The sequence below is a fragment of the Streptomyces catenulae genome, assembly GCF_000718015.1.
Classification (GTDB): Bacteria; Actinomycetota; Actinomycetes; order Streptomycetales; family Streptomycetaceae; genus Streptomyces; species Streptomyces catenulae.
Genome location: NZ_JODY01000017.1, coordinates 141072 through 160868 on the forward strand (window position 1 = coordinate 141072; position 19797 = coordinate 160868).

24 protein-coding genes and 1 tRNA gene are annotated in these 19797 nt (G+C 69.7%); 14 read left to right on the forward strand and 11 right to left on the reverse strand.

What is annotated here, in order from left to right; all coding sequences use genetic code 11:
- Positions 1-161 precede the first annotated feature (161 nt).
- The 5 genes from IF23_RS0116970 to IF23_RS32705 are packed head-to-tail and all read left to right on the forward strand — an operon-like array spanning position 162 to position 6420.
- Positions 162-2573 carry a phage tail tape measure protein gene (locus IF23_RS0116970; RefSeq protein WP_030284473.1) on the forward strand — a complete coding sequence of 804 codons (2412 nt, stop codon included), beginning with the start codon at positions 162-164 and terminating at the stop codon, positions 2571-2573.
- 6 nt (positions 2574-2579) lie between these two features.
- A complete protein-coding gene (locus IF23_RS0116975) occupies positions 2580-3452 on the forward strand; it encodes a phage tail family protein (protein ID WP_051739627.1) in 873 nt (290 codons plus the stop codon).
- Between the two features lie 11 nt (positions 3453-3463).
- Positions 3464-4594, forward strand: a complete 1131-nt coding sequence (locus tag IF23_RS0116980) for a hypothetical protein (protein WP_030284477.1) — start codon at positions 3464-3466, stop codon at positions 4592-4594.
- Complete coding sequence (locus IF23_RS32115) at positions 4578-5417, forward strand: hypothetical protein (RefSeq protein ID WP_157848020.1); 840 nt, start codon at positions 4578-4580, stop codon at positions 5415-5417. Before IF23_RS0116980 ends, IF23_RS32115 begins: the two co-directional genes overlap by 17 nt.
- A gap of 28 nt (positions 5418-5445) precedes the next feature.
- On the forward strand, positions 5446-6420 hold the full coding sequence (locus IF23_RS32705) for an N-acetylmuramoyl-L-alanine amidase (protein ID WP_078654029.1): 975 nt from the start codon (positions 5446-5448) through the stop codon (positions 6418-6420).
- A 197-nt stretch (positions 6421-6617) separates the two neighbouring features.
- Here the strand turns inward: IF23_RS32705 and IF23_RS0116995 are convergent, their stop codons facing one another.
- Positions 6618-6824, reverse strand: coding sequence for a DUF397 domain-containing protein (locus IF23_RS0116995; protein WP_030284483.1), 207 nt, complete (start codon positions 6822-6824; stop codon positions 6618-6620).
- Positions 6811-7698: a helix-turn-helix domain-containing protein gene (locus tag IF23_RS0117000; RefSeq protein ID WP_030284485.1), complete on the reverse strand. Its 888-nt coding sequence runs from the start codon at positions 7696-7698 to the stop codon at positions 6811-6813. Before IF23_RS0117000 ends, IF23_RS0116995 begins: the two co-directional genes overlap by 14 nt.
- Positions 7699-7941: 243 nt before the next feature.
- Here IF23_RS0117000 and IF23_RS34045 point away from each other — a divergent pair, with 243 nt between their 5' ends.
- The 7 genes from IF23_RS34045 to IF23_RS31305 all read left to right on the forward strand — a co-directional run bounded on the left by IF23_RS34045 (position 7942) and on the right by IF23_RS31305 (position 11735).
- Positions 7942-8085 carry a hypothetical protein gene (locus IF23_RS34045; protein WP_157848021.1) on the forward strand — a complete coding sequence of 48 codons (144 nt, stop codon included), beginning with the start codon at positions 7942-7944 and terminating at the stop codon, positions 8083-8085.
- A gap of 70 nt (positions 8086-8155) precedes the next feature.
- Positions 8156-8434, forward strand: coding sequence for a DUF7848 domain-containing protein (locus IF23_RS35720; RefSeq protein WP_051739629.1), 279 nt, complete (start codon positions 8156-8158; stop codon positions 8432-8434).
- A 413-nt stretch (positions 8435-8847) separates the two neighbouring features.
- The gene (locus tag IF23_RS0117020; RefSeq protein WP_030284490.1) at positions 8848-9126 is read left to right on the forward strand and encodes a hypothetical protein; all 279 of its coding nucleotides are present in this window, start codon (positions 8848-8850) and stop codon (positions 9124-9126) included.
- A gap of 22 nt (positions 9127-9148) precedes the next feature.
- Entirely contained in the window at positions 9149-9580 is a 432-nt protein-coding gene (locus IF23_RS0117025) for a hypothetical protein (RefSeq protein WP_030284492.1), read from the forward strand.
- Between the two features lie 177 nt (positions 9581-9757).
- Positions 9758-10075 carry an MvdC/MvdD family ATP grasp protein gene (locus tag IF23_RS0117030; protein ID WP_051739631.1) on the forward strand — a complete coding sequence of 106 codons (318 nt, stop codon included), beginning with the start codon at positions 9758-9760 and terminating at the stop codon, positions 10073-10075.
- Positions 10072-11190, forward strand: a complete 1119-nt coding sequence (locus IF23_RS0117035; RefSeq protein ID WP_030284496.1) for a methyltransferase domain-containing protein — start codon at positions 10072-10074, stop codon at positions 11188-11190. The genes IF23_RS0117030 and IF23_RS0117035 overlap by 4 nt, the downstream gene beginning before the upstream one ends.
- Before the next feature lie 143 nt (positions 11191-11333).
- Positions 11334-11735 carry a hypothetical protein gene (locus IF23_RS31305; RefSeq protein ID WP_037678376.1) on the forward strand — a complete coding sequence of 134 codons (402 nt, stop codon included), beginning with the start codon at positions 11334-11336 and terminating at the stop codon, positions 11733-11735.
- 170 nt (positions 11736-11905) lie between these two features.
- Here the strand turns inward: IF23_RS31305 and IF23_RS0117045 are convergent, their stop codons facing one another.
- The 4 genes from IF23_RS0117045 to IF23_RS35410 form a co-directional block, all read right to left on the reverse strand.
- A complete protein-coding gene (locus IF23_RS0117045) occupies positions 11906-12403 on the reverse strand; it encodes a phosphoribosyltransferase (RefSeq protein WP_030284500.1) in 498 nt (165 codons plus the stop codon).
- Positions 12404-12435: 32 nt separating this feature from the next.
- Entirely contained in the window at positions 12436-12783 is a 348-nt protein-coding gene (locus IF23_RS35610) for a phosphoribosyltransferase (RefSeq protein ID WP_281179974.1), read from the reverse strand.
- A 122-nt stretch (positions 12784-12905) separates the two neighbouring features.
- Positions 12906-13481 (reverse strand): dCTP deaminase, encoded by a 576-nt coding sequence (gene dcd / locus IF23_RS0117055; RefSeq protein ID WP_030284504.1) that lies wholly within the window; start codon positions 13479-13481, stop codon positions 12906-12908.
- A 219-nt stretch (positions 13482-13700) separates the two neighbouring features.
- Positions 13701-13823 carry a hypothetical protein gene (locus tag IF23_RS35410; RefSeq protein ID WP_281179976.1) on the reverse strand — a complete coding sequence of 41 codons (123 nt, stop codon included), beginning with the start codon at positions 13821-13823 and terminating at the stop codon, positions 13701-13703.
- A gap of 345 nt (positions 13824-14168) precedes the next feature.
- Between IF23_RS35410 and IF23_RS0117065 the strand changes: the two genes are divergently transcribed.
- Positions 14169-14242 (forward strand) — tRNA-Gly (locus tag IF23_RS0117065).
- Between the two features lie 60 nt (positions 14243-14302).
- Here IF23_RS0117065 and IF23_RS0117070 read toward each other — a convergent pair.
- Together IF23_RS0117070 and IF23_RS0117075 are read right to left on the reverse strand one after the other, a co-directional pair.
- Positions 14303-14629: a hypothetical protein gene (locus IF23_RS0117070; RefSeq protein WP_030284506.1), complete on the reverse strand. Its 327-nt coding sequence runs from the start codon at positions 14627-14629 to the stop codon at positions 14303-14305.
- Positions 14626-15843, reverse strand: a complete 1218-nt coding sequence (locus IF23_RS0117075) for a Shedu anti-phage system protein SduA domain-containing protein (protein ID WP_030284508.1) — start codon at positions 15841-15843, stop codon at positions 14626-14628. Before IF23_RS0117075 ends, IF23_RS0117070 begins: the two co-directional genes overlap by 4 nt.
- A 609-nt stretch (positions 15844-16452) precedes the next feature.
- On the opposite strand from IF23_RS0117075, the gene IF23_RS0117080 reads away from it, so the two are divergent.
- Positions 16453-16944, forward strand: coding sequence for a GNAT family N-acetyltransferase (locus IF23_RS0117080; RefSeq protein ID WP_342667925.1), 492 nt, complete (start codon positions 16453-16455; stop codon positions 16942-16944).
- 28 nt (positions 16945-16972) lie between these two features.
- Here the strand turns inward: IF23_RS0117080 and IF23_RS32710 are convergent, their stop codons facing one another.
- The 3 genes from IF23_RS32710 to IF23_RS0117095 form a co-directional block, all read right to left on the reverse strand.
- A complete protein-coding gene (locus tag IF23_RS32710; protein ID WP_245655006.1) occupies positions 16973-17740 on the reverse strand; it encodes an urease accessory protein UreD in 768 nt (255 codons plus the stop codon).
- Between the two features lie 515 nt (positions 17741-18255).
- Positions 18256-18960 carry an urease accessory protein UreG gene (gene ureG, locus IF23_RS0117090; RefSeq protein WP_030284514.1) on the reverse strand — a complete coding sequence of 235 codons (705 nt, stop codon included), beginning with the start codon at positions 18958-18960 and terminating at the stop codon, positions 18256-18258.
- A 49-nt stretch (positions 18961-19009) separates the two neighbouring features.
- Positions 19010-19684 carry an urease accessory protein UreF gene (locus IF23_RS0117095; RefSeq protein ID WP_030284515.1) on the reverse strand — a complete coding sequence of 225 codons (675 nt, stop codon included), beginning with the start codon at positions 19682-19684 and terminating at the stop codon, positions 19010-19012.
- Positions 19685-19797: the final 113 nt, after the last annotated feature.

The following is a 19797-nucleotide window of genomic DNA, read 5'->3' on the forward strand; positions in this document are numbered from 1 at the left end:
GACCGCGCGTTGTTGCGCGACCGTTCATGGCGCTGGTTGCGCGTGCGTCTGCTGGGACTGATGTCCACCGACTCCCGCCTCGCCCGCCTGCTCAACCCGCCTTCCACATAACCGCATAGCCGCCGGACGCGTCCGGCCGACCCTCTAGGAGGTGATCGGCCGTGGCGCTCACCGTCGGCGAACTCACGGCGACACTCACCGTTGACCCGTCCGGCGCCGAGGCCGGTATCACCCGCGCCCGGCAAGCGATGCGCGCCGGCGCCGGTCAGATCGCGGGCGACGCCGATCGGGCGGGCGACGCCGCCGGCGGTGCGCTCGGCGACGGGCTCGCCGACGGCGCCGCCGCCGGGGGCGACCGCGCCGCCGCCGGAATCGCCGGTGCGCTCAAGGGGTTCGCCGCTGCGGCGGTGGGCGCGAGCATCAGCGCCGCCTTCATGGCCGGACTCTCCGAGGCCATGCAGCAGGGCAAGATCACCAGCACCCTGCAAGCGCAGCTCGGCACGTCCGGCCCGGTGGCGGCGCAGTACGGCAAGGCTGCCGGGGCCCTGTACTCCGGGGCGATCGTCGACTCCGTCCAGGACGGCGCCGACGTGCTGCGCGGCATCGCGCAGCAGGGTCTGCTGCCGCCCGAGGCGACACAGGCGCAGATCGCGTCCATGGGCACGCGCGTCGCCGACACCGCGCGGGTCATGGGCGAAGACGTCGGCGCCGTATCCCGCGCGGTCGGCACGATGTTGAAGACCGGCGTCGCGCAGAACGCGAGCGAGGCCATGGACGTCCTCGTCCGCGGCACGCAGCGCGGCGCGAACGCGGGCGAGGATTTGCTCGACACTTTCTCGGAATACAGCGTCCAATTCCGGGATCTCGGGCTCGACTCGCAAACGGCAATGGGCCTGCTGCAACAAGGTTTGCAGGGCGGCGCGCGCGACGCGGACACCGTCGCCGACGCGCTGAAGGAATTCGCGATCCGCTCGAAAGACATGTCGAGCGGCAGCGTCGGCGCCTTTCAGGCGATCGGGTTGAACGCGGGCAAGATGGCCGCCACGTTCACCAAGGGCGGCCCGGCCGCAAGTGCCGCACTCGGCACCGTCCTTTCCCGGATCAAGGCCATTGAAAATCCGGCCAAACGCAATGCCGTCGCGGTCGCGTTGTTCGGTACCAAGGCCGAGGATCTACAGGGCGCGCTCTACAAGCTGAACCCGTCGACGGCGGTCGCCGCACTCGGCAAGGTCAGGGGCGCCGCCGACACGGCCGGCACCGCGATGAGGGACAACGCCGCGACCAAGGTCGAGGCGTTCAAACGGTCCCTGACGCAAGGGTTCGTCGAGGTTCTCGGCACGCAGGTGATTCCCGCGCTGACGACCGGCGCCGCGTACGCGATGCGGTTCGGCAGCGCCCTCGGCACCGCCGGTGGGTTCGTGGCACAGAACCGCGGCGCGTTCATCGCCCTCGCGGTGGTGGTCACGGCCGTGATGCTGCCCACCCTCGTCCGGCTCGCCGCACAGGCCGGCATCACCACTGCGGCCACGGTGACCGGCTGGGCTACTCAGAGCGCCGCCGGAGCGGTCGCCGCCGCGCGGTACGTCGCCGTGAACGCGCTCATCCTCGCCGGGTGGGCCCGGCAGGGCGCCGCCGCGGGTGCCGCAGCCGTCCGCGTCGTTGCCGCGTGGGTCCTGATGGGCGCGCAGTCGATGATCCAGGGCGCGCGCATGGCCGCGGCGTGGGCGCTCGCCATGGGTCCGGTCGGCCTGGTGATCGCCGCGGTGGTCGGCCTGGTCGTACTGGTCATCGCCAAGTGGGACACGATCAAATCCGCCACCGCCGCAGCGTGGAATTGGCTTTGGGGAAAGATCAAGGCCATTGCGGGATTCGTCGTTCAGATCTTCCTCAACTGGACGTTGCCGGGGTTGATATTCAAACACTGGGACGCCATCAAGAATGGCGCCTCGACGGCGTGGAACGCGATTCTCAACTTCATCAAGGCAATTCCTCGCAGAATCGTTTCCTTTTTTCTGAACTGGCCGCTTTTGGGGTTCATTATCAGGAACTGGGAAGCGGTCAAGAATGCCACGGAGAACAAGGCGAGCCAGATGCTTGCCTACGTCAAATCGCTGCCCGGAAAGATCGTCGGTTTCTTTCGCGGCTTCGCAACGATGCTGATCGTCAAGGGCCGCGACTTGATCCTCGGCCTGTGGAACGGCATCAAGTCCATGGGCGGATGGCTCAGGAGCAAGTTGGGCTCGTGGGCGAAGGCCATGATCCCGGGGCCGATCGCGAAGGCGCTCGGTATCCACTCGCCCTCGCGCGTGATGCGCGACAAGATCGGCCGCCACATCCCCACGGGCCTCATTGCCGGTATCCGCGCAGGTGCCCCCGCCGTCGGCCGCACCATGCGCAATCTCGTCTCGCTCCCCGCCGCCCCGCAGTTCGCCCCCGCCGCCGCAGCCCCGGCCGGCGCAGCGGGCGGCGGCTCGTGGGGGCCCGCGGTGCACATCGAGAACTGGCACGCAGGCCACGCGAGCCCCGACCAGACCGCCGCCGCGCTCGCGTGGCAGATGAAAGCAAGGGGGTAACCACCCATGACCACCAACACCCGCCCGGGGACCGTGCAGTTCGGCGAACTGCTGCTCGGCCCCGGCACCCCGTACGGCTGGAAGAAGCTCACCGGCTGGAACGAAATCCCGGCCATCGACTCGGGCAGCGTGCCGCGCCCGGCCGCGCACGGCGCCTACCCGGGCGCCCTGCTCGCGCAGGTCCGCACGATCACGCTCGACGAGATGATCGTGCGGGCCGAGCCCGGACGCATCGGCGCCACCGTCGCCACCCTCGAAGCAGCGACCCCCCTCATCGACGACGAGCAGCCCCTGCTCATCCACCTCGACGACCGCGGGCCGCTGCTCGTTCACGCGCGCGTGGTCCGCCGCGAGGTCCCCGTCGACCCGGCGTACGGGGTCGGCGTGGCGGTCGGCGGTGCGATCCAGTTCGAGGCGAGCGACCCGCGCCGCTACACCCCCACCGTGCAGCAGGCAGGCGTCGGGCTGCCCGAGCCGTGCCTGCCGTGGCACGCCGACCACGGTCACGGACCGCGCGGTATCCCGGCGTCGACCGGCGACGTCGTCGTGCACAACTTCGGCTCGGCGCCGGCGCATCCGGTCGTCGAGCTGTGGGGGCCCGTCGATACGCCGAGGCTGACCAACATCACGACCGGCGCGGTTCTGGAGTACGAGGCGATCCTCGACGCCGGCGAGCGGCTGACCATCGACACCTACTCGGGCACGGCCGTGCTCGACACCGGCGAGAGTCTGCTGAACGCCGCGAGCTTCGAGTCGTGGCCCGAGCCCGCGTTCATGCTCGGCTCCGGCCTCAACGATCTGACCTTCCGGGCCGCGCCGGACGCGCCCGCCGACCCGCGCGCCGCCGCCCTGCTGCGGTGGCGCTCGGCACACTGGTGAGGGGCGGGACCGTGGCGACGTCCACGTATCGCGTGCTGGTGTGTGATCTCCGCTCCGACCGGCTGCTCGATGTGCTGCCCCTGACCGGCGTATCGATCGAGGACTACATCGGCAAGGCGGGCAGCTTCCGGGGCACGGTGCCGATCCCGAACCGGGAGCTCGCCGACCGGGCGCGCGCCGCGATCGGCCCGGACCGCGTGGCCCGTACGGCGCTATGGGTGGAGCGTGACCGGCGGATCTGGTGGGGCGGCGTGCTCTGGTTGGTCAACCCACAGAGCGACGAGCGCGGACGCCTCGCCGTCGAGGTGCAGGGCGGCACGTTCGACACCTACCTCGACCACCGCATCTTGCGCACCACGCACGAGGCGACGCGCACCGATCAGTTCGACATCGCGCGGGACCTCGTCGACTACGCGCAGCAGCAGCCCGGCGGCGACATCGGGATCCGGTACGGCACCGACACGTCGGGGGTACTGCGGTCGCGTACGTTCGCCGCATCGGATCAGCCGACGATCCGGGATCTGCTCGACAAGCTCAGCACGGCCGAGGGCGGGTTCGAGTGGCGCATCCGGTGCTTCCGCGACCCGGAGTCCGGGGAGCGCGTGAAGCAGCTCGACCTCGGGCACCCGCGCATCGTCCGCGGCGACGACGTCGTGCTCACCCATCCCGGCCACATCCTCAACTACGCGTGGCCGGCCGACGGTACGACCGTCGCGACGACGTGGCAGGCCCGGGGCGCGACCAACAACCGCAACCAGGCCGCCGCGTCGAAACCGCTGTTGTCCGAGCTGCTCGTCGACGAGCAGGCCCTCGCCGCCGGGTGGCCGCGCCTCGACGGCACCAGCGATCACCAGTCCATCGACGACCCCGAGCAGCTCGCCGAGCACGCCCGCGCCGAAGCTGCCGCCGCCCGCCGGCCCGCGGTCATCCCCGAAATCACCGTGCATCTCGATTCGCAGATCAGCCCTGACCTGCTCGGCCGGTACGTCCGGCTGCGGGTGCGCGATCTGTGGTTCGCCGATGGCCTCGACGTGCGGCACCGCGTCGTCGGCATCGCCGTCACGCCCCCGGAGCGGGGCGCTGGCGAGTCCGTGAAACTCACCCTCGAAACCCCGGAGAACCCCAATGGCAACAGTGCGTAACGATCTGCTCGACCGAATCCGTGCCATCGAGCGGCAGGTGAAGGAACTCGCCGGCCGCTCGCAGTCCCGCCCGCCGCTCGACCAGATCCGCGACGGCGACGTGCGGATCTCCGAGGGCGGGCAGCTCGCCGTCGTGCCCCCGAAGGAAGAGTTCGCAACGTTCGTCGTGGGGGAGTGGCCCGGTGGTTCGTACGGCCTGGTCGCCCGCCGCATGGATGGCAGCTACGCGCTGACCGTCGAGGGCGAGAAGGCCGACCGCGGCACGGTGCGAATGTGGAGCCGCGCCACCGATGCGCCCGACCGCATCCTCGTCATGGACGACAAGCACAGCCCCCGGCACCTGGGCCGGCCGTGGCTGCCGCTCCAACTCCACCCGACCGCCAACCAGTCCACCGGCGCGACCGGGTGGCAGCACGCATGGGTCGGCATCACCCCCGTGCACAACCCGGTCGCGCACATCGAGGTCACCAGCTACGCCGAGGCCGGCGGGCGCGTCCGCGTCCGGATGCGGGCCGAAGGCGGTACCGCGTTCACCGCGGACGAGTGGGAGGTGCCCGAGGGCGAGTGGACCGCCCACACCGTCGAGCAGCCCCTCGACCGCTCCGGATTCCTCGACGACTACGCGATACAGGTCGAGCACTACACGCACAACGCCCGGAAGCCGATCGAAACGCGGCTGCTGTCGGCGTACAGCCGCAACACGTACTCGGCCGAGGAGACGCCGGAAGCCCCGGCCGGGCAGGACGGGGACACCGGCCGCCCCGATCCGACGCTGCCCGTCGAGACCGACGACGGTGACCAAGCCAAGGGCGGCGTCGAATGAGCGCCGGGCCGCTGGAGAGGGGGCGCTCGTGTCGGCACCCATAGGCGCCGCCGCCCTGGTCGCCGCGCTCAAGGCCGAGGGCGTCAAGGTCAAGGGTGTGCGCTCGTGGCGCAGCCACAACCGCAACGCCCGCGGTCCGTGGGGGCCGGTGAACGGGGTCATGGTGCACCACACGGTCACCAGCGGCGCCGCGCAGACCGTCGATCTCATCTACCGCGGCCGGTCCGATCTGCCGGGGCCGCTCGCTCACGCGGCGATCACCAAGGACGGGACGGTTCATCTCACCGGGCACGGCCGCGCGAACCATGCCGGGCTCGGCGACCGCGACGTGCTCGCCGCCGTCATCGACGAACGCACGCTCCCGGCACCGAACGGGCAGGACGTCGACGGGAACCCGCACTTCTACGGGTTCGAGTGTGAGAACCGCGGGGACGGCCGCGACCCGTGGCCCGAGGCGCAGCTCGACGCGATCGAGCGGGTGGCGGCGGCGCTGTGCCGCCACCACGGATGGCACGCCGCCTCGGTGATCGGCCACCGCGAGTGGACGAACCAGAAGACGGACCCCCGAGGGTTCGCCATGGACGAGATGCGCCGGCGGGTCGCCGCACGCCTCAAGCACCCGCCCGGCCAGCAGCCACAGAAGCCGAAGAAGCCGCACAAGAAGCCGCCCCGACACAAGCCACCGAAGAAGCCGACCCCGGCACCGACACCTCACCCGCCGCAGAAGGGACAGCCCATGTCGGACGCCGCCCGGCGCACCGTACGGACCATCGTGCAGACCACACTCAGCCTCGCCGCCTCCCTCCCGATCCTCGTCGACGCCGCCGACGTCCCCCACACCGCGGCCGGCGTCGGAACAGCCCTCGCCGTCGCCGCGGCGGCGACCCGGATCATGCAGAACGACCAGGTGCAGAAGCTGCTCCCGAAGTGGCTGCGCAGCGCCGTACCGGCCCCCACGCAGGAACCGGACCCAGACCCGGCCACAGGCGGGGGCGCGGTGTGACGCCGCCCGACCCGAACGACGTCGTACTCGAACTCTTCCGCTGAACAACACAGCGCCCCCTGTCGGCCTTCGGGCCGGCAGGGGGCGCTGTCTGCGTTAACGCGGTAGCGCGCGACAGAGCAACCCCAGCACGACGAAACGCGTCCGGTGCAGGGGCGTGCCTTGACCGTAGGTATTGCTGACGGGGTCGAGTAGCTCTACAGCTTCTCGAAATGGTTGTTCACCACGCCGGCGATGAACGCCTGCCACCCCTCAGCAGAGCTGGTCAGCACCGGACCCGCATCCTGCTTGCTGTCCCGCAGACCAACTGCTGTCCCGAGGTCGGCCACCTCGACACAGTTGCCGTTGCCGTTGCTGTAGCTCGACTTGAACCACGCTGCGCGTGTCAGATCAACCCTGTTCATGACTCCCTGCCAATTCGGAGATCAGACGCCGTGACGCCTGCTCATCGAGCGATGTTTCCCAGATCCCCTGGAAAGCCATGTCGTACTGTTCGACTTCCTTCGGCTTGTCCAAGTACAGGCCCCCGGTGTAGCCATCGGCGTAGACCGTTGGCGGCTCCGAGTCGATCCCGTCGCCGTTGAGCGGAAAGCGCAGGATGACGAACGGGCCGGTCACGACACCGTCGTGCATACCAGCAGCGAACGGAACAACGCGAATCGAAACGTTCGGCAGCTCGGACACCTCGACGAGGTGCTCAAGCTGTTCCGCCATGACGTCACGGCCACCGATGGGTCGGCGCAGGACGGCCTCGCTCAGCACGACCCGCAGCGTCGGCGGATCGGTTACGCGCGTGAGGAGAGTCTGACGCTCGATCCGCAGGCGCACCCGTCCATCGAGGTCTTCCTCATCAATGCCACGAACATGAGTCCGCGTGACTTCCCGGGCGTAGCCCTCCGTCTGGAGCAGCCCCGGAACCACGTCGCTCTCATACGAGGAAAGACTCGACGCGGCTTCTTCCAGACCGACATAGATGTCGAAACCCTCGGGAATGACATCGCCGTACGCGTGCCACCAACCGCGGGCCTTGGTTTCCTTCGCGAGGCCCATCAGCGCCTCAGTCAAGCCAGTGGGCGCGCCGTAGACGAAGCACATCGCTTGGACGTCAAGACTTCGTAGCGGAGTCTGGCCCGTTTCGATACGCCAGATCTTGGCCTCGGACCACTCCAGCTTCTTCGCCGCAGCACGGACTGTGAGACGAGCACGGTTCCGCAGGTCGCGCAGGTTCCTACCCAACTGCCGACGCGGAACGGTCGACCCCGTCGTTCCCTCTGCCATTCTCCACCCCTTCTACATGCCCCAGTATGACGGACCCATGTCGATCACGATGAAAGCAGTCGCGCCCCCGCCATGCAATGCAAGTCACCAGTTCGACTACCTACTCACGAACCATCGCCATGAAGTCTTGCATGAAGGGTCATCGCCGGGCACTCTGTAGACCCGCAACCGCTTGATGCCAACTCCGGTCGGATCAAGCGGTATTGGCGGGTCATCAGCTCTGCGCTACGGAGGGGCAGACACGTGCCTGGACAGGAAGAGCAGGAACAGCAACCCGACCTGAAGTCGTCCGACGAGCAGAACGATTCCGACCAACTCCACGCAGAAATTGCCCGGTTGGAAGGTGCGATCGCGGCGCACTGGGCGCTCCTCGGCAAGAAGACCTAGTTGCCGAGCTGATGTCCCGTCGCGCAGAAGCCCGCGCGCGGAACCGCCCCACCAACCATCGGAGTTGCATGTGCCGCACACGGCCAGCCCCACGAAGCACGACGCCGGTAGGGCCCCCACCGGCGAGGTAGAGCGCTCACGTCGCTTCAGGTTCGTTCGTGACCTCTTCCCCACCACCGAGCCGCCCGCGTACGCGATGCAGTGCTACACGTGCGAGGAGATGAGCGGCTTTTGCTCTGACGGTTCGGTAGGGGGGGCATGGGCACTCGGCCACCTTCAGGAGAGAGAGCACTTCAAGTTCCGGCTGGTGCACACGGTGCCCGTTGTGGCCGCGCTGGAGTCGCTGTGAACTTCCGAGCGATCCGGATCATCGTGCGTGGCATGTTGGGTGAGGCACTCGGCCGACTTGATGAGCAGTGGTACTGGTTCTACCAATTCGCCTTGTGTCACCTCGGCGAAGACCCGCGTAAGGCTGACGCCATGTATGAGCGATACGCCAGCGTCGGGCAGGGCGTCGAGCACTGTTCCCCGCCCGTTCGCCCGCTCGCTCCCCCGAAGGGCGACTGACGGCCCTCGAATTCGCCGCCGACTGAGCGTCGGCCCTGATGTCCCGCCCCCTGCCCCGGTGGAACCGGTCGGCGCCTGCCAGCGCCGACCGCCCGCGGCAGGGGAGCGGGTACCACCCCGGTCCGCCGCTGCCACGGCTGCCAGGGACGAAGTCACCACCGCTAGGAGCTGACCATCCGCGACTTTATCGGCCTGGTGTTCCTTTTGTTAGGGGAACCGACCCGCCGCCGCAGACACGCCCTCGCTCGCCGGGCGTCGGCCTTCTTCTTCCCGCCGCCGCTGCCGCCCGCGCCGCCGGTCATCCCCCCGGCCCCGCCGTACGCCCGCCGTCCGCTGCCCGACCACGTCCAGGCACGGGCGCAGCCCATCAGCGCCGACGACTTCCTGCTCGTCCGCCCGTACCTGGTCGACCACGAGCGTCGTACCGAATCCCGCCCCGATCGCTCACAGCAACGCTGCGCCGTCGGCGTATAGCCCCACCACTGGAGACGTACACATGGAACCCATCAGCTCCGACCGCGGTTACTGGGCGACCGATGACCGGCTGGCCGCGGAGGAGAAAGCAGTCGAGTTCGTCAATGCCTTCCGCCGCTTGGGCGTCGATTTCGACGACATCGAGATCACCGACCCGTGCGGTACATGCAGCCGGCTCGACCACCGCATCAACGTAGGGACGATCTCCGTCGAAGAGGCGGGCGAGTACACCCGGAAGATCAATCGCACAATGGATCTCTTCGACAGCTACCGCAAGCAGATCGAAGAAGCCGACGCAATCGCCCAGATGCTCACCCGCACGCCGAATCCCCTCGGCAGCTACCGCAAGCAGCTCGAAAAGACGGTCGAAACCGTCCAGAAGCTCAGTCGCTTGGTTGGCCTCCTCGACAGCTCCTACGAGCAGACGTCCGACACCGATCAACCGTCGGACTGACACAGACTCCGCCCCGCTCCGGCGACTCACCGCCTACGCGGTCCGCCGGGGCGGCCGTGCCCGTCGGGCTACTTCCCGGACAGCAGCAGCCCGACGGGCACGGAACTTCCCTCGCCGCAGTGGAGCGGACAGCGAACAACGCCCGTCCGCGCGCACCGCGCACCCCACGAGGTGCGGGTGACCGCCGTCGAGTACCGGCTGTTCGCCGCGGAGATCCACGCCGGATCGGACGCCGCCCGGATCGACTTCCGCACCGACTACGACCACCTCACCTACCGCCCCTGCCACGTCCCCGGGACCGTGGCCGCCGGAATGCGGGAGCTGCTCGACACCCTGCGCCTCAGCTACGTCGCCTGTGACTTCCTCGTTAGTGAGGAAGACGGCCGCTGGTACCTCGTCGACGTCAACCCCAACGGCCAATGGGGCTTCATCCCCGAACTCCGCACGCCCCTCACGCACGCACTCGCCGATCTGCTCGAAGGAAAAACCCCATGACCGCCACCGCCATCCGGTCCGGCATCCTCCGCCGCCGCCTGGTCCAGCAGCTCACCCGCGACGGCGCCCTGCGCTCCCGCTACTGGCACGAGGCGTTCTCGGCCGTGCCCCGCGAGCTGTTCGTGCCCCGCTTCACCCGGCGCGAGGGCAGCGACCTCGTCACCTACCGCGCGGGCGATCCCGACTACCTCGCCGCCGTCTACTCCGACGTCTCCCTGAACACGCGGTACGACATCCACGGAACGGCCGTCAGCTCATCAAGCCAACCGTCGATGATGGCGCGCATGTGCGAGGCCCTCGCCCCCGCGGGCGACCGGCTGCCCGTCCTCGACCTCGGCACCGGCCCCGGATACAACGCCGCCCTGCTCTGCCACCGCTACGGCTCCGACCGCGTCGTCTCCCGCGACGTCGACCCCAACATCGTCACCGACGCCGCCAAGCACCTCGCCGAGGCCGGGTACTCCCCCACCCTCACCCTCGGCAACGGCGCCGAAGGCTGCCCCGGCAACGCCCCCTACGGCGCCCTGATCGCCACCTACGGCACCGGACGCATCCCGGACGCGTGGCGCCACCAGGTCGCCCGCGGCGGCAACATCGTCGCCAACATCGGCAACGGCCTCGTCGCACTCACCATCGGCGACCACCGCAGCGCCACCGGCCACTTCCTCCCGAGCCTCGCCGCCTTCATGCGGGCCCGGCCCACCGCCGACGCCGCCCCGGCCCCCGCACGCACCTACGCCGGCACGGTCGCCACCGCCACCGGCCACATGCAGGAGATCGAGCTGTCGGCCGCCCCCGGCGAGGACATGCCGCAGTTCCTCGGTTCCCTCGTCCACCCGGACGTCGTCGACTTCTCCCTGCTCCTCGACGGACAGTCGGTGCACTGCCTCGCGCACCCGAGGTCGAGGTCGTGGGCCCGCATCACCCCCGGCCCGGACGGCACCGCCCGGCTCGACCACGGCGGCCCCCGCAACCTGTGGGCCGAACGCGCCCCGCTCATCAGCCGCTGGGCCGCCGCCGACCAACCGAACGCCGACGCCTACAGCCTCACCGTCTACCCGACCGGACAGCACGAGCTCCGCCTCGGCGACTCGTTCTGGTCCCTCCCCGAATAGCGCCCCCGGGCCGCCCCACGACATCCGGGGCGGCCCCGCGCCTCAGCCCGCACCCACCGGCACGAGCGCACACGCACACAGCAAGGACCCCGGCGACGGCTCCACCCGCCCCGGGGCGTGGTCACGCTACGTAGGAGCGCAACATGCCCGACGCTACCCCGTTCATACTCACCTGGGCGACCCTCGCCCTGGCCATCTTCGCCCCATGGCCCCGCCGCGCCCCGGGCCGGCACAGCGCAGCACACCTCAAGACCACCCCGCCGCGCCCAGCCTTCCCGCCCATGCCCACACGGCCGCCGGAGATCCTCCCGCCCCACGTCCAGGCCCGGTACCGCACCCTCCGTGGCGAGGACACCGGCGCCGTACGCCCCTACGTCCTCGCCCACCCCCGCCGACGCCCCACCGACGCGAAGACCCGGGCACAGGCCGAACGACGGTGGCAGCTCGACATGGCCGTGCGCGGACACGACGTGGGCCCGACCCGGATACACGGCGTACACGTCGCCCCGGGCGTCCGAACCTTGCACGTAGCGATGGGAGCATGATCGCCGTCCGCTGCCGACGGCGTACACCTGCCCCGGCTGTACGCGGCTGACTCCCCGCCCGCCCCGCCCGCGAATGCTCGGGCGGGGCGGCGCCGATTTCCCGCCTGCACTCACTAATTAATGCTAAAACCGCCCGCCACGTCCTATGACGTGGCGGGCGGTTTTAGCGCTCACGCGTCGAAAACCTGACCCTCACGGCGTACGACGGGCGGCTCAACCGACCACGGGAAATTAATCCAATCATCGGTGCGCTTCCACACATACTCGCACTTAACGAGGCTGTGCGACTTCTCATAAATCACTGCGGACCGAACCTCGGCTACTGCATCGAGGCAAAAGTCGTGCACCAGCTTGAGCGTCTTGCCGGTATCGGCAACGTCGTCGGCGATCAGAACTTTCTTATTCGAGAAATCAATCAAGTTCGGCACCGGCGCCAACATAACCGGCATTTCGAGAGTCTGACCCACGCCCGTGTAAAACTCGACATTCACAAGATTAATATTCTTGCAGTCGATGGCGTACGCCAGACCGCCAGCGACGAAGACGCCGCCGCGGGCGATACTCAGGATGATGTCGGGCTCGTAGCCGTCATCAGCGATGGACTGGGCAAGCTCGCGCACTGCGGTGCCGAACTTCTCGTACGTCAGGTTCTCGCGTATGTCGCTCATGGGTGCCCCTCGCAGGTCTCAGTCGGTGGGAGTCAGATACGGCCGCAAGAACGCCCGTGCGGCGCTGCCTCGGACCGACGCCGCCGCACGGCGCCGCCCCCCGAGCAAGAGATCGCGCGAGACCTGGAGCGGGGCACCTCACACTGTGATTTACTCGGCATCACGAACGTGGTGCCCACGCCGGTGTAGAACTCCACGTTCACCAGGTGGATGTTCTTGCAGTCCAGCGCGTACGCCAGCCCCCCGGCGACGAAGACGCCGCCGCGGGCGATCGACAGCACGATGTCGGGCTCGAAGCCGTCGTCGGCGATCGTCTGCGCCAGCTCGCGGATCGCCCCGCCGAACCGCTCGTACGTCAGGTTTTCCCGTACGTCACTCACGAATCTCTCTCAGACCTTCTCTGTCCTACGCCCTGTGCGCGCCACGCGCCGGGGCGCAAGCCCCGCCTTCCGCACGCCGTACGCCACCCCCGCCGACGCACGCGCGCTCGGCGGGCGTGCCTTCACACCTGAGTACGGTGGAAATTCTTGAAGGACCGCGACGGGGTCGGCCCCCGCTGGCCCTGGTACCGGGAGCCGTACCGCTCCGACCCGTAGGGGTGCTCGGCCGCCGAGGTCAGGCGGAACATGCACAGCTGCCCGATCTTCATCCCCGGCCAGAGCTTGATCGGCAGCGTCGCCACATTGCTCAGCTCCAGGGTCACGTGCCCGCTGAACCCGGGGTCGATGAACCCGGCCGTCGAGTGCGTCAGCAGCCCCAGCCGTCCCAGCGAGCTCTTGCCTTCGAGCCGGGAGGCCACGTCGTCCGGCAACGTGATGACCTCGTACGTCGAGGCCAGCACGAACTCGCCGGGGTGCAGGATGAACGCCTCGTCCCCCTCCGGCACGACCTCACGCGTCAGGTCGGCCTGCTCCTGGGCGGGGTCGATGTGCGGGTAGCGGTGATTCTCGAACACCCGGAAGTAGCGGTCGAGACGGACGTCAATGCTGGACGGCTGCACCATCGACTCGTCGTAGGGGTCGATGCGCACCCGGCCGGCGTCGATCTCGGCCCGGATGTCCTTGTCTGAGAGAAGCACGGGGACGAGGATACGCGCCCACCCGCGCGGACCCCACCTGTGAAGGGGTGGGCGTGACCTGCGCAACTCGGGGCCCCGGCCGGGGAGCGGCCCGAGGACGGCCCGGGCCCGGCGCCGGATACGAGGACGGCCCGGCCCCACCGGGACCGGGCCGTCACCCGCTACTCCTGCTTCCGTCGGTTCCGGCCCGCCGTGGCACCTGCCGGGCGGACCGCCGGGCTACCGCTTCGCGTACTCCACCGGTACGGCGTTGCGCAGCCGCGCACAGCGCGGGCACCGCAGCAGCCGCCCGGGACCCAGCCGGTCGGTGGTCTGCATCGGGAACGAAGCGGTGCTGAACACGTGCCCCTCGGCACAACGGACGACGGTGCGCTCCATCAAGTCCTCTCCCAACTGCGTGGACAACGAAAGCCACATTAGGGGATCAACCGGGCGCCTTCTCCAGCGGCACTCCACCACCCGGAAGCCACCGCCGAGAACCCCGGAGGCCACCACCGAGAACCATGGATCCACCCCGCGCACCACCCGGGGAACCACCCCACCGTACGCCTCAACTCCCGCACCCCACAGCCGCTTCACATGAGGGGGGAACACCCGCTCCGCACCACCCGACGGAGGCCCCGGCACACGCCGGTCACCCCATGGGGTACAGTGTCCGCAGTTATCGCCGCACATTCCGGCGATTACGCGGGTGTAGTTTAATGGTAGAACATGAGCTTCCCAAGCTCAGAGCGCGGGTTCGATTCCCGTCACCCGCTCCATAGTTGAGGCCCAGGTCAGAGACCTGGGCCTTCGTCGTTGCCCACTCTCCGAGCGACGTATCAGCCGCTCTTCTGACGCAGGTGGCGGGAGGCAGCAAGGCATGAAGACAGCCATGTCGCCTCATTGCGGTCGATGATCAGGTCGCCGACAGTGATCACCCCGCCCATCGCGCTGCCGACCCGTACTGAGTGGTCGCCGACGCGGACCATCTGCCAGTCGGCGTCACTGTGCCAGAACCGGGCGGTCTTCTCTCCCCGGCGTTGGGCGAAGACGAGCTCTTCTCCATGCTCGTTGAGGAAGTAACCGACGTAGTCCTTGCCTGTAATCACGCCGCCGCACAGGCGGGCCAGCAGCTGTTCGATCGCGGGCCGGTTGTCTTCGGTCATGCCGTGAGCTCCTCCATCTGGTCAGGATCCTGCTGTGCCGAGGCGAGAGCGAGCATCCGGGCTGCTGACTCCAGCAGGGTTTCGTACGTGATCACTTCAATGCGTGCCGCGTGCGTGTTGTAGGTGCGGAGTGTCTCCGCGATGTCCTGGGGGGTGACGTCCCCAGTGACGAATCGCGGATGCCCGATCACAACCGTTGCCGAGGCTCTACGGGTATCGACCCCATGGTCGGCGAGGATGCCCTCGCGGTTCTCGTCCATGGTGCGGAGGTAGTTCTGCGCCTGCGACACCGCATGGTGGGCCGCGGCACCCAACATGAGGTGGCCGCTGCGGCGAATCACCAGGTCCTTGATATTGGCACGCTTGAGTTCCACCACGTGAAGAGAACCATCACCGCGCAGAAGCGGGATATCCAGAATTGTGTCCGCGGTGTACTGCCTACGTGCCAATTCCGCCACGTAGGCACCGCCGAAGATCCACTCCTGATTCTTCAGATGGGCGTGGAGGGCGCTCTCCGAACTCGTCTCCTCCTCCACCACAGCGCGCAGCGCGTCGAGACCCGCTCGCCGGGCCTTCAGCTCCAGCAACTGAGCGAGCAACCCCGCGTCGGCATCCGCGAGGAAGTCGCCCACCATCCGCGCTGCCTCAGTCGAGGCCGGACGCGGCAGGTTCCTCAGGACCAACTCCATGTGCCCGTACTGCTGGAGTCGCCTCCTCTCTCGAGTGGGGAGCCGTATCCCGCCCTCCCCCTCACCGAGGCCCAAGTGGTCCACGGACAGGGCTACACCGCGAAAGAGATCCCGCGCGTCGGCCACCGTCGCATCGGGATTTTCCTCAGAGAGGGCATCCAAAACGGCCACCGCTCGATCGGCGCCCATGGCCACCAGCCTGCGCACACCTTCCTCGCTACGATGCCGAGCATTCTCGTCGTAGTAGTTCTCCAGGATCTCGAGAAATAGTTCACCGCCGGCATAGGCAGCGAAGCGCTGGAACCGCTGCGCAAGAGCGAAGTCTCCGAGCAGAAGCGATTCCTGGGCAACGTCCTCCAAGGCACTCACCAACGGCCTGCCCTTGCCGTACCCGGTCCCGCCGAAGGCAGGACCCATGATGCGCAGCACTGCATCGATGCGCTCCAGCACGCTCGGGTGCTCAGTGAGCTCCCGAGCCTCGCCGACCATCTGCCAGAGCGTGAAACTGGAACGGAATGTCGTCATGCGGTGACCTTAGAAGGAGGCACTGACAACGACGTCGGTTGAGCGGGTCGGGGCTGGCCCGGCTCGATCAGACGAGTCTCCGCAGGGTGGGATACCCTCCGCGCTCCGAGCCCCAACTGTGTCCCTGAGGCCGATGAACAGCAGTCCCAGGTCCGAGACCTGAGGTTCCGCCGTTGTCTCGATCTGATGTCTCACCCCGGCATGAGGTGGCCACCGGCGCACCCGCACGCCATCCAAGGGGCGTGCCACTACGTGCCGGTAGAGGCGGTGAACAGCGGACAACAGAGGAGCCGCCAGACGCTGAAGAGACGTGACCGAGTTGATATTTCCGCAGGTCATCCCTCATGCACGGTCAAGCGTCGGGTGATTCCCAAGCTCAGAGCGCGGGTTCGATTCCCGTCACCCGCTCCATAGTTGAGGCCCAGGTCGAAGACCTGGGTCTTTTGTTATCCCGTTCGCTCCCTGCCGCCAGGAGGAAGACGAGTGATCATTACGCGGGCTGTTGTCGGTGATGTGCCGCGGCTGGTGAGGTTCCGGAGTGATGCGGCGGTCTGGTTGGGGGCGTTGGGGACCGATCAGTGGGCCGCGCCCTTTCCGGCGGAGCGTCTGGTGGCGAGTGTGTGGGCCGGGGAGGTCTTTCTGTTCGGGGAGAGTGCGGGCGGCGATCCGGCGGCGACGGTGACGCTCGACCGTGTCATCGACCCGGAGCTGTGGGACCTCTGGACCCCGGAGGAGCGGGCGGACCCCGCTCTCTACGTGCACAAACTCACCGTTGACCGCCGGTACGCCGGAAGCGGGCTCGGCGGTCGCATTCTCGACTGGGCCGGGGACCGGGCCGCGCGGCAGGGGGCCCGGTGGCTGCGTCTCGACGCGTGGACCACGAACGCCGGGCTGCACCGCTACTACCTGCGGCAGGGCTTCCAGCACGTACGCACCACGGCGGACCCGGACGAGGTATCCGGTTGGCTGGCACAACGGCCCGCCCGTATCGCCCGGCACGGCTTCGTCGACCGCACCGGGTGCGCTCCGGCTCGTCTCACGCCCCGGAGTCCCGAGGGTCCCCAGCGTCCTCCGGACAGAACGCCCCAGGTCGCTGACTGACCTGGGGTGTTCTGTGGGGTGGGGTGGGTCAGTCCGGCGGGGTGGGGCGGTGGGTGGTGGAGTGGGCCGTGTTGAGGAGGCGGCGTAGGTGGAGGCCGTTCGGGGCTACGGCGGTGGCCAGGGCTGCGGGGCCGGGCAGGGGGGTGAGGACGGCGTGGCCGTCGGCGGGGGTGCCCAGGAGGTGGACGGTCGGGGGTGAGTGGGCGAAGGACGGGTCGACGATGAGGAGTTGGCCGGTGGCGCGGTGGGTGTCGAGGACGGCGGGGCCGTCCCAGCCGGGGGCGTCGGGGCCGTAGGTGGCTTCCTGGGTGAGCAGGGTGTGCCCGGCGCGGCGGACGGTGAGGCGGGTGGTCAGGCGGCCGGATGGTTCGCCGGTGCGGCCGAGGATCTGTTCCTCGCGCAGGACGAGCCGGGCGGTGGGGGCGAGGTCGATGGTCCAGGTCTGGCGGAGGTTGCTGCCCGCGGCGCAGATCAACGGCTTGGGCAGCCAGCGGAGTTCGGCGCCGTCGGCGACGGTCAGCCGGATGTCGTAGATGGCCGCGGCGGAGGTGGCGCCGCGCAGGGCGAGGGTCGCGGCGGAGGAGGTGAGGTGGAGCGTCGCGTTCTGCTCGGCGGTGGCCTCGATGCGGAGCCGGTCGCCGCCGAGGGGTGCGGTCATGGCCCCGACGATGCAGACCCGGGCCGCGGGCCCTCGCGCGCGCAGGCGGCGCAGGGCGAAGGGCCCGTCGCCGTCGAGGACGGGCAGGGTGGTGACGCCGCCGCGGTCGGCGGCGGTGATACGGGCGGTGGCGTGGATGCCGGGTGCGGCTGCGGGTCCGGGTCCGGGTGCGGCTGCGGGTCCGGGTCCGGCTGCGGCTCTGGCTCCGTTTGCGGCTGCGGCTACGGGGAGGCGTCCAGGGGACTCGTCCCGCGCGGGGAGCCTGATGCCCGGGGCTGCGTGGGGCGGGGCGTCCTTGTCAGGCGTGGGAGAGCCGGCGTATGCGGCGGGAGCAGCGGGCGCGCCGTCCCCGCCCGCCGGGAGGTGTCCGGGGGCCGTGTCAGGCGTGGCGGGGGTGGTGCTTCCGCCCGCCACACGGTGGGCGGTGCCGACGCCTGCCGTGCGGTGCATGGCGGTCTCGGTGGGTTCGGCGGGTGCGGCAAGTCCGACAGGTTCGGCAGGCACAGCGGGTCCGGCAGGTCCGGCAGGCGCAGCGGCGAGCCCGGCGGGCGTAGTAGGCCCGGTAGCTACGGCAGGTCCCGTGCCCCCGTCCGCCGTACCGGCTCCCGTGTCCCCGGAGGAGGTCGATTTCTTGGTGGTCGTGGGTGTCAGGGTCATGTCGTCGGGGCCGTGGTCCAGGTGGTGAGGCGTTCGCGGGTCCAGTCGGCTACCGGTTTGACGCCTCCTTCGGAGGTGAGGGAGGTGAAGAGGACGGGGCGGGGGCCGCGTTGGGCCTCGGCGTCGCGGGCCATGGTGTCGAGGTCGACGCCGACGTAGGGGGCGAGGTCGGTCTTGTTGACGACGAGGAGGTCGGCGGTGGTGATGCCGGGGCCGCCCTTGCGGGGGATGTCGTCGCCGCCCGAGACGTCGATGACGAAGATCTGAGCGTCGACGAGTCCCTTGGAGAAGGTGGCGGTGAGGTTGTCGCCGCCGGACTCGACGAGGATCAGGTCGAGGGGTCCGGCGTGTTCCTCCAGGTCCTCGACGGCTTCGAGGTTGGCGGAGATGTCGTCGCGGATCGCGGTGTGCGGGCAGGCGCCGGTCTCGACGGCGGCGATGCGGTCGGGCGGCAGGACGGCTTCGCGGAGCAGGAATTCGGCGTCCTCGCGGGTGTAGATGTCGTTGGTGACGACGGCGAGGGAGAGTTCGTCGCGGAGCGCGCGGCAGAGGGCGGCGACGGTGGCGGTCTTGCCGGTGCCGACCGGGCCGCCCAGCCCGATGCGGAGGGCGCGGCGGGTGCCGTCGGGGCGGGTGGGCGCGGCGGCGCTGTACGTGTGGCGGTGCGGGAAGGTCGCGTCGAGTGCGTGGTCACGGTGCATGGGGCCTCGGATCGTGGGGGGGGAGGGAGCGGGATCGGGCGGCGGTGGGTCAGGAGGCGAAGAGGCGGACCGGCCAGGCGGCGTGCTGCTCGGCGGTGATGTCGAGCAGCGGCGCGGAGGCGGCGGGCAGCGCGTCGAGGCCCTCGGCGGGGATACGCCGGGTGGCGGCGACTGCGGCGGCGGCGGTCCGGTCCTGGTCGGGGGCGAGGCGGGCGAGGACGGCGGTGGCGTCGAACGGGTCCAGGCTCAGCAGCCGGACCACGGCCGTCGCCGGGCCGCTGACCGCCTCGTAGGCGGCGGCGTGGGCGGCGTCCAGCGGGGTCAGCCCGGCGGCGCGGGCGGCGAGGCCCAGGACCACCGGCTGGTGGGCGCCGTGCGGCCGGGCCGCGGCCAGGTCGTCGAGCGCGGCGGACGGCCAGGTGGCGCGGGCCGCGCGCATCATCTGGCGGCCGAGTTTGCGGGCGGTGGTACGTAGCGCCGGGGCCGGGGTGCGGGCGTCGGCGGCGGCGTCGAGGGCCAGCGGGTCGTGGCCGTCGGCGGCTGCGGCGGCCAGCCCCGCCGCGACCAGTCCGGCGGTGTGCAACCGGCCCCGGCAGAAGCGCTCCAGCGACGCCGCGTCCGTGATGCGGCCCGCGGCCACGGCCGGTTCGGCCCCACCGGAGTGCGCATGGCCTCCGGCGGGGAACCGGCCGTCGGCCAGGACGAACAGTGCGGCACGGTTCATCTTGCGGGGGTCACCTCTTCTTGGGGGTGGGGTGGGGTGGGAGGGCGGGGGTTCGGGGTGCGGTGGTGCCGGTGGTCCCGTGGCCCGGTAGTTCGGGTCGGCGGTGCCGGTGG